This is a genomic window from Arcticibacter eurypsychrophilus (assembly GCF_001730525.1).
GTDB classification, from domain to species: domain Bacteria; phylum Bacteroidota; class Bacteroidia; order Sphingobacteriales; family Sphingobacteriaceae; genus Arcticibacter; species Arcticibacter eurypsychrophilus.
The window spans coordinates 123,721-138,540 of record NZ_MDFN01000011.1 but is presented as its reverse complement, the minus strand read 5'-3'; the positions used below and the strand labels follow the sequence as shown (position 1 = coordinate 138,540).

Here is a 14,820-nt window from a genome sequence, read left to right as displayed (position 1 = left end):
AGCTTTTCACAAATCTTCTGACTACATGTGATCCGATAAAACCGGCTCCTCCTGTGATAAGTATTTTCTTCATAAATTTCCTTTACTAGCAAATATGAACAAATCTACACACTTTAAACGAAATCAAATTATTACAGATTGAAACGAGAGATCCAGGATGCTATTACTGTTGCTAATTGTCAGAAAAACAGAATTTTTCTACTATTAAACTCAAAATAACAAAACATATAACAATCCAAACAAAGAAATATAAAATCCGAACTCCAATAAAGGTTAAGTGAAAAAAATAAAAAACAAACATCCAAACTAATCTTCTTTCCGTACATAGATGATGAGTATATATGTATATTAATGTTTTTTTGAGTCTCAATATCGGTACAGATATTGTTTATTAAACAGAAGATGCGAGAATATGTGATTCAGTTATGTGACGCAGGTCACTTTTAATGTCGCAATATATAAATAAATGAGATAAAACGAGCAAAAAATTCTACACATGAGGAAATAAATACACAAAGCGTGTATTTATAAACAAAAAACACTTGGTAACACTAGTTTTAAATTAACTAACTCTCACAACATGCTAATTCATCACGGACAAATTATCGAAAAAGTAGTAAGAAGAAACGGACACTCAATAAGTGACGTGGCACGCTTAACAAATGTAAACAGACGCTCAGTCTATAATTGGTTTAATCAACAGCAACTTAAGCCTGAAATTATTTATAGGATTGGATGTGTCATCAATCATGATTTTTCCGTAGAGCTACCGCAGCTCTTTACATCTGAAGATTTTCAAAAAGGATTTAGAAAGACTTCATTCTTAAATAACAGCACGGATCAACCTGAGGATCTTTATAACAAACATTATTGGAAAGACAAATACATTGATTTACTGGAACGCTACAACACCTTGCTTCTACATCAGGTATCTGTAGCTTAACTATTTAAATCATGCATTCCTTAGATCAAGATACTCTAAGATACTTTTATCTACTAATGAAGGCTCTTTAAGATATAGCATCACATTGCTAATTATATTATTTTTATTCAGATACTTTTCAGCATACCAGCGACCATTTACGGTTTCGCTGGTATGGTCTGACACACAGCAATCCAGAATTGCTACTTTCAAGGCCGTTTCATCCTCGCTTGGAATCACAATTCCCATTTCATGATCCACAACAACCTTATATAAAGACGTGCCCTGATCGGCTGTTACAAGAGCCAAACCTCCTGATGACAATATTCCTGTTAATTTTGATGGTAGCATCAGATCCGCTGCATTTTTCTTTTGTAAAACAAGATGCACATCGGCCATATTTAACAAGCTATTGAACTGTTCTAAAGGTTGCAATGGCAAGAAAAAGATATTGTCTAACCGCTCCTTATAGACTAATTTAATCAAGTGCTCTTTATATGGTCCAATTCCACAAATCACGAATTTAATGAATTTATAAGCCTGCAAGCTTTTGGCAATTGGAACCAAACTTTGTAACCCCTGTTTTTCACCAATACTTCCTGAATAAAGAATAATTTTATCCTCTACATTAAATCCCCAGGCTTTTTTTAATGATTGCCGATCAGTAATAGGAAAAAGTTTTTGAGTATCGACCCAATTAGGAAACATAATAATATCACGCTGAACCTTCTTTTGAATTTTCGCTTTCATTCCTCCTGAAATAGTACTTACATAATCCACACTATTCAGTATATATTTTTCGAGCCTGAATAAAATCCGGAAAGCAATGTCACCCTTAATTATTCTTAACTGTCTAGCAGACTCAATTTGCATATCATGCACATGATAATCTATTTTACCACCTTTAAAAAAACGATAAAACAGACTAAGAAAACCTAAATGAAAAGGCGGTGCCATCACAAAAATCTGATCATGTTTTTTTTTGAACAGCAAATAGAATATAATAAAAAATGAACATATAAAAAAAGTAAACTCTTGCAACACTCTCTTTAAACCTGAAGGAACTATAGGAATGTACATGGGACAACGAAAAACAGTAAGCTTTCCTTCCTTTTCCGTTTCCTTTTTAAACCATCTACCCGAATATGGCTTATGAACACTCCAGTTAGGATAATAAGGAAACGAAGTAACCATGGTAACCTGGTAGTCTTCATCTACAAGCCAGTCCACCATTTCACCTGTATATTTCCCTATTCCTGTTAATTCAGGAGCAAAATTGATTCCCAGAATTAATACCTTTTTTTTATCAGTAGTGCATTCCTTCGTTTTCTTAGCTTTAACCTCATGTTCATATTCATGAACCGGAAAAACAGATGCCTCTTTTGGCTCATTCTGTTTTTTAATTACTTCCCTTAGATTCAATTTTTTTACATACTGCTTCATCACAATTTCAAGAGCGAACCGATGCTCAAAAGTCTTCCTGGCATTCTCTCCCATAGCTAGTTTTTCATTAGAGGATAAGTCGTGCCAAAACTTAAGAAGATTACCCGTACCATACAGGGTATCATCAGCAGCTATTCCGGCACCTCCTTTGACAATATCTTCCCATATGTTCACCTGATTAGATATCAGAACCGGTTTACTACAGGCAAGAGCTTCAACTACTGCGATACCAAAGTTTTCCTGATGACTAGGCAAGACAAACGCTTCGCAACCATAATAAGCACCCCATTTTAAATTACCAGACAACATTCCAGGGAAAATAATCTGATTGCTACTATTGGAAATAGATTCAGCCAGTTTCAGTAGCTGCTTTCCATACACACTCTCTAAACCTGGTCCGGCTATCAGCAATTTAGGTATTACCAGCGAAGGATCTTTTTCTAGAAGCGAATCAGTAAATTGCTTATACGCCTGAATCAACATCACTATTCCCTTTTTCTCATCAATTCGACCGAGAAAAAGAAGATATTGCTGGTTTTGAAGTTCTGGGAAACGTGCATAAAAATCTGCCATCATATGATGGCTTTTTTCAGGAGGTTCTTCAACACCAAGTCCTACTACCAATTCGCTTTTAGGATGATATGGCAGAAAGGGCATTTCTGCTAACCTTTTTTCCTCTTCGCATGTAAATAAAATACCATCCGCAAAATTAACAAGCTTTTGCTCCACTAATTTCCAATAAATAACATTCCGTATAGCTTTTAACTTTCTTCCCTCCGATTTTTGAAAATATGGATCAAGCATACCATGAGTCATGATATATAATTCAGGCCGATTTTGTGCAATTTTATTTAGTGCTTTATACAATGCATATCCAGGATATTGCCACAAACCATGAAGAATAACTTTGTCATACAGCTTAAGATTCTGTATTAACCAAGGATAAAAAGATTTATGATAATGCCATGGACCCGTTCCCCGTCCAACTGCATGAATCTTTATAACACTACTCTTGATATAATCACTTTGAGGATCATCAAGCGAAACAACTTGATTTTGAATCCCTTCAATATACAAGCCAACAATAAGTGTTCTGACAGCTTGAGACACTCCGCCAAAGTTTGGATTTACTGAAGGAACAACATGTAGTACTTTCATTTATTGATAGATTAAATACAGCTATTTGGTTATTAAAATATTAAGACTGAACTGGCAAACTGTGCCATTTAAATTCACATTTAATATTTAAAAAATAGAAGTGAAAAAAATTTAAACAGCAATCAACTTGATGTCCTTTATTATATCACTTCATAAAAACATAAATAAAGTCTTGTTAAGTAATTAAAAATTAATATCTACCTGACTATGTCCTTAATAATTATCATAAAAGTAATGTCGTTATTCTGATTCTAGGAATAAATCTATTATATGTAGCATAACCCGGGAATTAATGAGAAACACTGGCTACCAATCAATTAGATATGTGAACTATTGTAAATAATAGTAACAAGTTCAGTTATTCAATATATTTCCTATGATTTCACACTTATCTACAAAGTGTTATACATGGTGAGAAAGCACCAGATTTTCGAGTAGGTTTTTAATTAATTTCGTATTAACCTTAAGTCAGAGTAACAAGATTAATACAGATTATATAAGGTCAAAAATTATGGATGTGAACGGATTTTTACTTACAAAAAATGATAGTTTAAAAAAGACATGGATGGTGATTTATACACGTTCAAAATGGGAGAAGAAAGTTGATCGCTTATTAAAGGAAAAAGACATAGAATGTTTTTGCCCTCTAGTAAAAACCAGCCGTAAATGGGCAGACCGAAACACAACTGTAGAAATGCCTCTATTTAGTTCTTATTTGTTTGTTCATATCAACGCCTCGGAACAAAATAGAGTGAGAGAAACAATGGGAATCATCAATTTTATTTACTACTGCGGTAAGCCAGCAATAGTAAATGATTCTGATATTGAAAAAATAAGACAGATAGTAGATACATACAAAGATATTGAAACTTTAAGTATAAGAAATTTTTCCCCTGGAGACCGGATCAAAATAACACAGGGAGCTTTCATTAATTACGAGGGAGAAATTATGGAAATTAAAGGCAAATCAGTTTTAATTAGCATCCAACAATTAGACTGCGTATTGATCGCAAAAGTATCCGTTGACCAAAATATCATATTTGCAAATTCTATTTCCAGTTCAGCTTTAGCTGTACAGGCTTAAAAAAAAAAACATGAATGAAAACTTCAAAGATCAGCACTATGGACAAATTATTGAAAAGGTAATTAGGCGAAATGGGTACAGTATCAGTGAACTTGCACGCTTGACGGATGTGAATCGCCGATCAGTATATAATTGGTTTAACCAAAAATATCTAAAACCTGCAATTATTCATAAAATTGGCGTAGCTCTTAAACATGATTTCTCAAATGAGTTTCCTGAATTATTTATGAAAACCGACCAACGAACCCTCCCTAACACGTCTGATGAAGCCGTATATGTTGAGGATGAGTTTGACGGAAGAACACGAAACGAGCAATATTGGAAGGACAAATATATTGACTTGTTAGAAAAACATAACCAGTTACTACTAGCCTACGTTGAAAAGAATTCTCTTTATTTATAAAAGGTCTAAAAAACAGTCCCCCACAATTAGGGGGAACCAAATTAGATTAAATAGGTAAATTTTATTCTTGTACCGGACTTAACATTGTTTTTAATAAAAAACCAATTTCTCTTAAAAAGAGGAGATGTGGTCTTATTTGCTCAATGGTTAGATCTCCGCTTGCAGAATCAATTAGCGTGTCTGAAATTTCTTGTGTGAGCAACTCAAATTGAGTCACATTCTCCAAAGGCATAAATTTTCCACATTGTTCAATAAATGCTTCAATCTCTTCAATATTGACTGTATAGTCAGTTCCATTCATTCTCAGAGTTGGCTGATCATGAAAACTTATCGATTTTTCTAATTCCATTTGTGCCATAAAGTAAATATACGTATATAATAATGTATTTATACGCAAATAAAAACAAAGAGTTAGCTATATTTTTAAATAAAAAAAAGAGTATAAATGCGATTGTAAATTAATTGCATTTATACTCTTTCAGTAAAAGATTTAAGAAACAATAAGCCTTTATTGTTAAGTAGCATTTATATATCATGGTAAAATTGATTGATAAGATTTAAAACCACAACAAAAATATATTTAATCTCTAAAATTCTGCTCTATTATTTTATATTTTATTCAACATTTTAAACGTGAGAAAAACAAGCATCCCATCATTTATAATCTGGCATCTACTATTTCTCGTCTTAAACATGCTTTTGTATCAAATATTACTCCGTCTTCCATCTTTAATGCTTCATAATCTAAACCCAAAAAATCTTTATGAGCTACCGCTACTATTATGGCATTATAGCGAATACTCATATCTAATGTATTTAAAATATCCACTTTATATTCCCGTTTTACTTCTTCCTTATCTGCCCAAGGATCATAAATAACAACCTCCACTCCAAAATCCATTAATTCATGATAAATATCAACCACACGGGTGTTTCGTACATCAGGACAATTCTCCTTGAAAGTAACCCCTAAAATCAACGCCTTAGAGCCTTTTATACGTTGATCTTTTTGAATCATAAGTTTAACCACTTTATCAGCTACAAACGCTCCCATCGCATCATTTACCCTTCTGCCAGATAAAATAACTTGTGGATGATATCCCAGTGACTGCGCCTTGTAGGCCAAATAATAAGGATCTACCCCTATACAATGTCCACCTACTAATCCCGGTTTATATTTTAAAAAATTCCATTTGGTACCTGCAGCTTCAATAACGTCATTTGTATCAATACCAATCCGGTCAAAAATAAGGGAGAGCTCATTCACAAAAGAAATATTTACATCTCGTTGCGCATTTTCTATAGCTTTTGACGCTTCCGCTACCTTTATGCTAGGTGCTTTATGCGTTCCGGCTAAAATAATAGAACCATATAAGGCATCCACCTCATCAGCAATGAAAGGAGTTGAGCCGCTGGTTACTTTTTTAATTTTAGTCAGCGTATTTATTTTATCTCCGGGATTTATACGTTCAGGCGAATATCCCGCAAAAAAATCTTTATTAAATACTAAACCAGATACTTTTTCCAGTACAGGAATACATACTTCCTCCGTACAACCAGGATAAACAGTAGACTCATAAATCACAACATCACCTGCTTTTAATATTGAGCCTAGCATTTCAGAAGCCTTAATCAAAGGTTGAAGATCAGGTGATTTAAACTCATCTATTGGAGTAGGCACTGTTACTATAAAGGTATTATAAGCCGACAAATCTTCCTTGTTCCATGAAAAACGCAGACCCTTGCTAGCCATAACCAGTTGTAAATCATCAATATCAGCTTCCTGAGTGCGGTCACGTCCTTCCGACAGTTCCTTTACACGCCCCTGATTGATATCAAAACCTAAAACAGCGTATTTTTTAGCAAATTCGATAGCAAGAGGCAATCCTACATACCCAAGTCCAATTACCGCAATACGTGCATTTTTTGCCCGATATGTCTGTCCAATAGAATCCATAGGGTAAAGTTAATATATTTGTCAAATAATGACGATAAGCTATGCACTAGAACTTCTGGGATGTATTTCCTTTGCTATCTCAGGAACGTTCGCCGGTATCCAAAAAAGGCTCGATATCTTCGGTGTCCTAACAGTTGCTTTTGTTACCTCTATTGGAGGAGGAACGGTACGCGATATACTCATGGGTGAGTTACCCGTAAGCTGGATGCTGGACAAATTTTATGCAGGTGTAACTTTTTTTTCTACCATTGCAACATTAATCTTCTGGAAGCGTCTAAAAGCTTTTAAGCTACCTTTATTTCTATTTGACACCATTGGCCTTGGTTTGTTTACCATTTTAGGCGTACAAAAAGGTCTTAATGCAGGATTAAAACCAGAAATATGTGTTGCATTAGGTACCATAACCGGATGTTTTGGAGGCATTACCAGGGATATATTACTGAATACTATCCCTTTACTGTTTCGAAAAGAAATATATGCTACTGCATGTATTGCTGGTGGATTGGTGTATATTACATTAATAAAAATAGGAATCGATATTAATATCACCCGATTTACTTCAATCATTGTTATCTGCATTATACGAATTGTGGCGGTAAAATATAAAATGAGTTTGCCAAGAATGTATTGACGAAAAAAGTATGAATAAAATCCTTCGCCTTTTCACTGTATTATCCTGTATTATTCTGCTATTAACCTATTTGGGTGGCTACATAGATCCCCGGTCATTTTGGCCTTTGGCTTTCATCAGTCTGGCTTACGTGCCTGTCCTGCTCATTACCCTGATCTTCCTATTTATATTAATCCTCCAACGATCCTGGTTTGCAATAGTGCCGCTTTGCTGCATTTTACTGGGATGGTCTAACCTGACAAATTCTTTCAGCTTGCATAAAAGAGCAACAATAGAACCTAAAAGTTCGTTGGCCGATTCCTCAGCAATCAGGGTGATGACCTATAACGTTCATTTCTTCAATGAAGCCACTCATGATCCTGAAAAAAGCAAAGTTGTATTCAACATTATCAATCGCATACAACCCGATGTCGCCTGTTTTCAGGAATTTTATAACGACACCAGGCCTAATAGGTTGAATTCCGTAGATTCATTAGAAAGAATCCTTCAGACTAAGAACTTTCACTATGTAGATTTTAGCAAGCAAGGATCAGGAATAGCTATTTTCTCTAAATTTCCTATTGTATCTAAGGGGATTGTTCCCTTTTCAGAAGATCATGATGGCAATCAATGCATTTATGTCGACTTGCTAAAGAGTGGCCTCACATTCAGAATCTATGCCGTTCATCTGGAATCTATTCGCCTCCAGCAATATCAGCTGAACTACATGAGTAAATTCATTAAGGGAAAAACACAGAGATTAAGACCCTCTAAAAAGATTGGCGGACAGTTAAGAAGAGCCTTTCTGGAACGTGCCCATCAAGTAGATCTGGTGAGGGCACATGCAGCTACAAGCCCTTATCCTTATCTTATTTGTGGCGACTTCAACGACCCACCCTCTTCCTACGCTTTTAATCAAATGGCAAAAGGCATGCAAAGCACGTATAAGGAAAAAGGAAGTGGCTTATACGCGGTAACCCTGCACAAAGGTTTTTTACGCTATCAAATTGATCATATTCTAACTTCACCCGGATGGAGCGTTCTTTCTCATATTATTGTGGCAGAAAAAGCTTCCGATCATTATCCTGTATATACTGACCTATCATTGAGCGCTTCAACCAAATAGCATCAAAAAACAAATCAGTAACTTTACCACTCTGATAAAGCTTCACATATGCCGGATAAAAAAATTAAAATACTTTATGTTGATGATGAAGAGAACAACCTGTTTTCATTTAAGGCTGCTTTCCGTATAAAATATAAAGTTCTGATTGCTAACAGCGGAGATGAGGCACTCAATTTGATGCGCACCAATCAAGTCCACATTATCATCACGGATCAAAGAATGCCCAATATGACAGGTGTCGAATTTTTAGAAAAGGTAATTGAGAAATTCCCTGATCCAATCCGCATCCTATTAACTGGTTATGCTGATATGGCAGCCGTAGTAGACGCCGTAAACAAAGGAAAAATATTCCATTACCTGACTAAGCCATGGAATGAAGAAGAACTTGATATGACAATTAAACGTGCATACGAGGTATATAAGGAACGCGAAGAAGTGAAAATTATGAATGAAAAATTAGCTACCTCTAATGATCAGCTTGAATTTATATTAAGGCAAAAATTACTCGATTAAACAACAAATCAAAGCTTACTTACTCGGAATGATCACTTTAAAAGTAGTTCCCCTATTGAGTACGGAGCTGACCTCTATGTGCCCGTTTAGCTTTAATATTGCACTCTTCACATTATAAAGTCCAAAACCAGAGCCTGTAGACTGAGAGGTCGCTCTGTAAAACAGATTAAAAATCTCATTGATATGATTTCTCAGAATCCCAATTCCATTGTCGCTTATTTGAAAAGTTGCCTGTTCTTTGTTCACCTCAATACTTAGTTCAACAACTTTATCCGACTTATCCTTTTCCTGGTACTTGAACGCATTGGATAAAAGATTATTCAGAATAAGCTGTATTGGCCCTTCATCATTATAAAAAGGTTCCGACTGATCAATCTTTAAAACAAAAGAGATGTTGCTTGTTTCAGCAATTACCTGATATATATTTTTTAAGCCTGACGCTACCTCCTTGAAATCAATTTCTTTAATCTGTAATTCTCCCCTTTGCAGACTATGGTATTCATGCATATTCACAATGTAATTATCAAGGTTTTCCAACGATTTCTCCATCATACCCAGAACTTCTTTCATACCCTCAACATCATCGGTAACCCTTGCTACATTAATTGCACCTAAGATACCCGAAAGCGGGCCACGAATATCATGGCTTACACTATAAGCAAACTTGTCCAGTTCACTATATGCTCTCTGCAATTCCTCATGCTTAACGGCAAGCATATAATTGCTGATAAAAAATTTATTTGCTTCTTCAATAGCTGAAATAATGTCGATTTCAGCCCAGGGTTTTTTAACAAACCTGAATATATTCCCTTTATTGATTGCATCAATAATAGACTCCACATCGGTATAGCCAGTTAGCAGTATCCTAACTGCGGATGGATAGAGAGATCTCATTTCATCAAAAAGCTCAACTCCAGTCTGATCAGGCATCCGTTGATCACAAAATACAATCCTGATATCAGGGTAATTTTTCAAATGCAAGTAGGCCGCCACTGCATTTTCTGCAATAAAAACCTGATAATCAAAGCGAAAAGAAGCTTTAAAACCTACCAAATTATCCGGCTCATCATCAATATATAATATTTTTATCTTTTCTGCCACTTGGTTTTGTTTTATGCGGACAACTTAATTCAGATGAGATAATTGTTAATTACTAAAAATGGGTATTTGCAGACTAAACTGAGACCCTTCCCCAAGTGAAGAATTAACACTTATCTCACCCTTATGTTTTTTAATTGTATTGTATGCAATAGACATACCCAAACCTGTACCCTCACCCACATCTTTAGTGGTAAAAAATGGCTCAAATACCTTTTTCTGTGTTTCAGCACCCATTCCTATTCCATTATCACAAATCTTTATAAACACATTTTCATCATCAGCAGATGTCGTAATTTTCAACTCCCCTCCCGCAATACCACCGAATTTTGCATGAATAGCATGTATGCCATTGACGATTATATTCAGAAAAACCTGGTTTAGCTTTCCAGCATAACATTCAACTAAAGGCACATCACCATACTCCATTATTACCTTAATATTATTATTCAATTGATTATTAGCAATAATCATGGTCGAATCAAGACACTGATTGATGTCCGCTTTTTTTAAGTCATCTTCATCCAACCGCGAAAAAACACGAAGTCCCTTTACAATTTCCGCAGTGCGCGAGGCTCCTTCATTAATACCTTTAACCAGCTGATTGATTTCTACCTTAAGATAGTCAAAATCAAGGTCTTCTTTATATTCTTTAATACGCAGCTGTTTTGCAGAAACAGTGCTATCAGACAGACCAACAATTTCAATTTCATCCAGTGCAGCAAGTAAAATATCAATATCCCGCTTTAATGGATTAATATTGGAAGTAACAAAATTTATAGGATTATTTATTTCATGTGCTATTCCTGCAGTGAGCTGACCTAAAGAAGCCATCTTTTCTGATTCAACAAGCTGAGATTGTGTTTGCTTCAGATTTTCCAATGTACTATTAAGCTCCTCATTTGCTTCATATAATTCCGACGTACGCTCATTAACTCTGGCTTCAAGAACAACATTCTGATCTTTTATGATCCGTTCATTCTCTTGCAAGGCCTTCAAAGTTTCCAGCTGAGACTGCTCCTTTTCGCCTTTAAGGATATTTATCTTATCAGCTAATGCAAATGATAACATAATCGCTTCGAAAGCAGATCCAATCAGTAAGGTAAAGTTGGTAATGTTGTTATAATGAAAAATCAGATTAAAATCTTTTAATACATACACGATCACACAAAAGATAAAACCAGTCCAAGCTATCAGGAAGAACTTTGCAGGGCGAAATCCCTGCAACATGATCACCACAGCCATATACAACACATATATGGCACTAACCATAGCCAAGGCCAACATCATGCTATAACTAACGTTTTGATATCCGGCAAGAGCTAAAGAAATCTGAATACCGTATAAAGCCCAAAAAACAAATGATATCCGGTGCAATAGTGGCGTATACTGTTTAGAAGAAAGAAAATGCTTTGAAAATTCAATGGCCGCAATACCAATAAGCGAGGTACTGATATAAATGAACATATCAGCTATTTCCGGATAGGTGGGTAGAATAAACCGGAAGATATAACCTTGCATAGATGCCTGTGTAAGCATCACAATGCCCAGGTATGCCACATAATACAAATAGGTAATATCTCTTATCGAGAAATAAATAAACAGGTTATAAAGCAGCATAACCATTATAATCCCTATGTAAATGCCAAATAATAAATCAATAACCATGGCATTTTCCACGATCTCCTCTATCGAACCGACGTAAATAGGCAACGTAAGTTGCTTTCCGCTTTTTACCTTCAGATAGATCGTCTTACTCGTTCCTTTGGTAATCGGTATTTGATAAATGTAAGTTTGATGTTTTATGAATCGGTTATTAAAAGGCCTTCTGTGACCTGTAAAATTTGTACGCGTTACCGAATCCCCTTTTACCTGATAAAAATCCACATAATCCATCATAGATTGCGTCAGCTGGATCCCCATTGCCTTCGAATCACTCTCATTCTCCAATGTAAACCGGATCCAATACGAGTAAGGGGTTGTCCCCAGATTAGGAAATTGACTACCCGAAGATCTTATAAAAGCCTTTGATAACAGTGCTGATTGTAAAGATATCGTAGAATTGCTATCTGTCAATATTTCTACCTGATCACCAATAGGCACTAATTCACCCTTAAACTTCAGCACTGGCTGAGCAAAAGAAGCATTTAAAGTGAAAAATAAGAATATCAATAACGCATTAGCTCGTTTTATCATGTTATATCTAGCCCTTATTCCCGGTCAAACAACTCTTTTTTATCCTTCCTTAAGGATGTACTCTCCGCATCCGGAGCAATCGAAACTTTCATTAAGAAAACCTCCTTTTGAACCGGATTCGCAGCATTTACATCCTCCAATGCGAATACCTTTAAAAAACGCTGTCTCAATAAAGACAATTTATCCGCCACATGTGCTGGCAACTCTTTCCCTTTTCCATGCATCAGGCGATTAAAAAAGAAAGCAGTAGAAAGCATTGGATGCACGGCAACGTGTTGCTGACAGGCAAAAATCCAGGCCTTTTGTGCTGCCCTTCCCGCCTCAATCAATGCCTCATGTGTAAATTCGGGAACGCTTAATACCACAATGCCAGAAGCACACTTTATACCATCCAGCGACATTTTCTTAAACGCATTACCTTTATCCCATTGTGCCAGTAACTTCACTGCATTCCAATCCTGTGCCACTCTAAAACCGGCCTTTTCACTTGGGGTTATATCAACCGCATCAATTTCGACACCATTTTTAGTCTTGCCTGCCTCTTCTTTGTTCCATCGTATTTCATGAAAAAACTCCTCATGACCCATTTGGTTCAGTAACCTGACCTTATCACATTCAGCAATTATATCGGCTAATTCAGCCAGTGCCAGTTCATCTTCAGTATAGTGGAGGTTTACATGATCGATCTGATGGACCACATCCTCCATTCTATGATAAAAATCATCCCCCAAAACTTTCCTTTCCGCCAGTTTTCGATTCGTATTACGAATATAAATATATTTTGCCAGTTCAACAGCATCTGCCGTAACCACTTCAGTTGAGGCGCTAAAACGAATAGCAGCAATCAGCATCTGCCTGTCTTTCACAGGAAACAATTCTACAGCATCATTCAAACCCAATGCTTGAGCTTGTATATGAACGTTTTCCAAAGCGCCACCCAGCGACAAATGAGATCCCATTTCATAATAATCACCCCATGACCAGGACTGAAATTTATCATGAAACAAAAACAGGACGTTATGACTGTAGAACCATTTCCAGGGTTGATTATTCCCCGCAGATGGAGCTATTAAAGCTGCATCAATTAGACGATTAAGCTGATCTTCAGTAACTCCAAACGCTGACTCTTCCTTATTTTGAAAATACTGATCAACCTGGGCCTTTATATCAGACCGTTCAATAGGCAAATATGGATTTACTTCTTTGACCTCTTTTTCAGCATGTACTACTTTCTCATCCTTTACCAAATCTTCCAGATCAATGTAATACCGGCCCGATTCATGATATTGATCCAATAAAATCCGTCTGCACACGTCGGTGGTAAGCGCGCCCCCTAAAGTTACCGATGATGCCAGCTGCGGCCATGTATTAATTGATTGTTCCACTTCCAGCATAGAGGCCTTCATCCTGGTAGATATCGTATCCGCACCTATCATCCGCAAAATATATGGCACTTTATCTTCATTACTAAGCCCTCTGATACTTTTCGGATCCAATCCTTCAGTTAGACCATGCAAAACAGGACGATCAGGCTCGAGGTCAAAACGCTCTACATCAAGCATTCCCCGATCATTCGTATCCATCACTACCGGAATTCCAAATTCCTTTGCCTTATAACGACTCTCTATTTTAATATCCAGTCCGTCGCATACTTCAATAAACAGATCCAGCTTTCCATTGGCGGTGAAAAAATGATCCATATTATCCTCCTGGAGGCCGTCCATGTATAAACGAACTTTTATAAAAGGATCAATCTCCAGAATTTCCCTGGCGGCAATAATCGCTTTATTGACACCCAGGTTCTGTACACCGGTCCTAATCCTATTCAGATTGCTCAATTCAGCGGTATCAAAGTCTGCTAAGCGCAACTCCCCACAGGTACGTTCCATCGCTAAGGTTAAAGCAATAGACTGCCCTACAGACAAGCCCACAATACCAATTTTCTTTTCCCGAAGCGCATTTTGCTCTTCTCTGGTAATCTTATAGCGGTTTCTGTTGGTTCTCACTTCCACAAACTCTGCTTCATCCAGCAGATGTACCATACGCAAACTCCATGGATAATAAACCCACACCCCATACTCATCGATCGCAATACCAGCAAGGTGCTGATCAATCAATGCTGGATAATCTTCCTTTTTGATCTTTGTAGAAGGATGCTCAGATTTAATTAGTTCCTGTAACTGACCATAAATTTCGTCATGAAAGAACATTACTTTTTTATCGTCAATTAAAGCATCGAACGTTTCTTTATCAACAGGGTTAGTGATTCTTAATAATATGGGGGTATAATTTTGATTTATCTCCATGAAT

13 protein-coding genes are annotated in these 14,820 nt (G+C 36.3%); 6 read left to right on the top strand and 7 right to left on the bottom strand.

Translation table 11 applies throughout. The annotated features are described in order from the left end of the window. A partial coding sequence (locus tag BFL47_RS19585; protein ID WP_139125735.1) for an NAD-dependent epimerase/dehydratase family protein occupies nucleotides 1–73 on the bottom strand: 73 nt, incomplete at its 3' end. Nucleotides 74–580: 507 nt separating this feature from the next. Between BFL47_RS19585 and BFL47_RS07940 the strand changes: the two genes are divergently transcribed. Next, nucleotides 581–943, top strand: a complete 363-nt coding sequence (locus BFL47_RS07940) for a helix-turn-helix domain-containing protein (RefSeq protein WP_069659272.1) — start codon at nucleotides 581–583, stop codon at nucleotides 941–943. A 9-nt stretch (nucleotides 944–952) separates the two neighbouring features. On the opposite strand, the gene BFL47_RS20050 is transcribed toward BFL47_RS07940, so the two are convergent. Then, the gene (locus BFL47_RS20050; protein WP_211480954.1) at nucleotides 953–3,523 is read right to left on the bottom strand and encodes a WcaI family glycosyltransferase; all 2,571 of its coding nucleotides are present in this window, start codon (nucleotides 3,521–3,523) and stop codon (nucleotides 953–955) included. A 511-nt stretch (nucleotides 3,524–4,034) separates the two neighbouring features. Here BFL47_RS20050 and BFL47_RS07930 point away from each other — a divergent pair. Beyond that, entirely contained in the window at nucleotides 4,035–4,607 is a 573-nt protein-coding gene (locus tag BFL47_RS07930; RefSeq protein ID WP_069659271.1) for a UpxY family transcription antiterminator, read from the top strand. 10 nt (nucleotides 4,608–4,617) lie between these two features. Next, on the top strand, nucleotides 4,618–5,010 hold the full coding sequence (locus BFL47_RS07925; RefSeq protein ID WP_069659270.1) for a helix-turn-helix domain-containing protein: 393 nt from the start codon (nucleotides 4,618–4,620) through the stop codon (nucleotides 5,008–5,010). A 61-nt stretch (nucleotides 5,011–5,071) separates the two neighbouring features. Here BFL47_RS07925 and BFL47_RS07920 read toward each other — a convergent pair whose 3' ends face one another. Beyond that, on the bottom strand, nucleotides 5,072–5,368 hold the full coding sequence (locus BFL47_RS07920) for a hypothetical protein (protein ID WP_069659269.1): 297 nt from the start codon (nucleotides 5,366–5,368) through the stop codon (nucleotides 5,072–5,074). 300 nt (nucleotides 5,369–5,668) lie between these two features. Then, on the bottom strand, nucleotides 5,669–6,967 hold the full coding sequence (locus BFL47_RS07915; protein WP_069659268.1) for a nucleotide sugar dehydrogenase: 1,299 nt from the start codon (nucleotides 6,965–6,967) through the stop codon (nucleotides 5,669–5,671). 28 nt (nucleotides 6,968–6,995) lie between these two features. On the opposite strand from BFL47_RS07915, the gene BFL47_RS07910 reads away from it, so the two are divergent. The 3 genes from BFL47_RS07910 to BFL47_RS07900 are packed head-to-tail and all read left to right on the top strand — an operon-like array spanning nucleotide 6,996 to nucleotide 9,216. Then, nucleotides 6,996–7,598 carry a trimeric intracellular cation channel family protein gene (locus tag BFL47_RS07910; protein ID WP_069659267.1) on the top strand — a complete coding sequence of 201 codons (603 nt, stop codon included), beginning with the start codon at nucleotides 6,996–6,998 and terminating at the stop codon, nucleotides 7,596–7,598. A gap of 10 nt (nucleotides 7,599–7,608) precedes the next feature. After that, nucleotides 7,609–8,703, top strand: a complete 1,095-nt coding sequence (locus BFL47_RS07905) for an endonuclease/exonuclease/phosphatase family protein (RefSeq protein ID WP_069659266.1) — start codon at nucleotides 7,609–7,611, stop codon at nucleotides 8,701–8,703. A 48-nt stretch (nucleotides 8,704–8,751) separates the two neighbouring features. Further along, nucleotides 8,752–9,216 carry a response regulator gene (locus tag BFL47_RS07900; protein ID WP_069659265.1) on the top strand — a complete coding sequence of 155 codons (465 nt, stop codon included), beginning with the start codon at nucleotides 8,752–8,754 and terminating at the stop codon, nucleotides 9,214–9,216. A gap of 15 nt (nucleotides 9,217–9,231) precedes the next feature. Here the strand turns inward: BFL47_RS07900 and BFL47_RS07895 are convergent, their stop codons facing one another. The 3 genes from BFL47_RS07895 to BFL47_RS07885 are packed head-to-tail and all read right to left on the bottom strand — an operon-like array spanning nucleotide 9,232 to nucleotide 14,816. Further along, nucleotides 9,232–10,317 (bottom strand): hybrid sensor histidine kinase/response regulator, encoded by a 1,086-nt coding sequence (locus BFL47_RS07895; RefSeq protein ID WP_069659264.1) that lies wholly within the window; start codon nucleotides 10,315–10,317, stop codon nucleotides 9,232–9,234. Nucleotides 10,318–10,362: 45 nt separating this feature from the next. Further along, entirely contained in the window at nucleotides 10,363–12,510 is a 2,148-nt protein-coding gene (locus BFL47_RS07890; RefSeq protein WP_069659263.1) for a sensor histidine kinase, read from the bottom strand. Between the two features lie 14 nt (nucleotides 12,511–12,524). After that, nucleotides 12,525–14,816, bottom strand: coding sequence for an Rv1355c family protein (locus BFL47_RS07885; RefSeq protein ID WP_069659262.1), 2,292 nt, complete (start codon nucleotides 14,814–14,816; stop codon nucleotides 12,525–12,527). Nucleotides 14,817–14,820 lie beyond the last annotated feature (4 nt).

Coding starts and splice junctions, on each gene's coding strand:
- BFL47_RS07940 (WP_069659272.1), top strand. CDS start 581: ATGCTAATTCATCACGGACAAATTATCGAAAAAGTAGTAAGAAGAAAC.
- BFL47_RS20050 (WP_211480954.1), bottom strand. CDS start 3,523: ATGAAAGTACTACATGTTGTTCCTTCAGTAAATCCAAACTTTGGCGGA.
- BFL47_RS07930 (WP_069659271.1), top strand. CDS start 4,035: ATGGATGTGAACGGATTTTTACTTACAAAAAATGATAGTTTAAAAAAG.
- BFL47_RS07925 (WP_069659270.1), top strand. CDS start 4,618: ATGAATGAAAACTTCAAAGATCAGCACTATGGACAAATTATTGAAAAG.
- BFL47_RS07920 (WP_069659269.1), bottom strand. CDS start 5,368: ATGGCACAAATGGAATTAGAAAAATCGATAAGTTTTCATGATCAGCCA.
- BFL47_RS07915 (WP_069659268.1), bottom strand. CDS start 6,967: ATGGATTCTATTGGACAGACATATCGGGCAAAAAATGCACGTATTGCG.
- BFL47_RS07910 (WP_069659267.1), top strand. CDS start 6,996: ATGACGATAAGCTATGCACTAGAACTTCTGGGATGTATTTCCTTTGCT.
- BFL47_RS07905 (WP_069659266.1), top strand. CDS start 7,609: ATGAATAAAATCCTTCGCCTTTTCACTGTATTATCCTGTATTATTCTG.
- BFL47_RS07900 (WP_069659265.1), top strand. CDS start 8,752: ATGCCGGATAAAAAAATTAAAATACTTTATGTTGATGATGAAGAGAAC.
- BFL47_RS07890 (WP_069659263.1), bottom strand. CDS start 12,510: ATGATAAAACGAGCTAATGCGTTATTGATATTCTTATTTTTCACTTTA.
- BFL47_RS07885 (WP_069659262.1), bottom strand. CDS start 14,816: ATGGAGATAAATCAAAATTATACCCCCATATTATTAAGAATCACTAAC.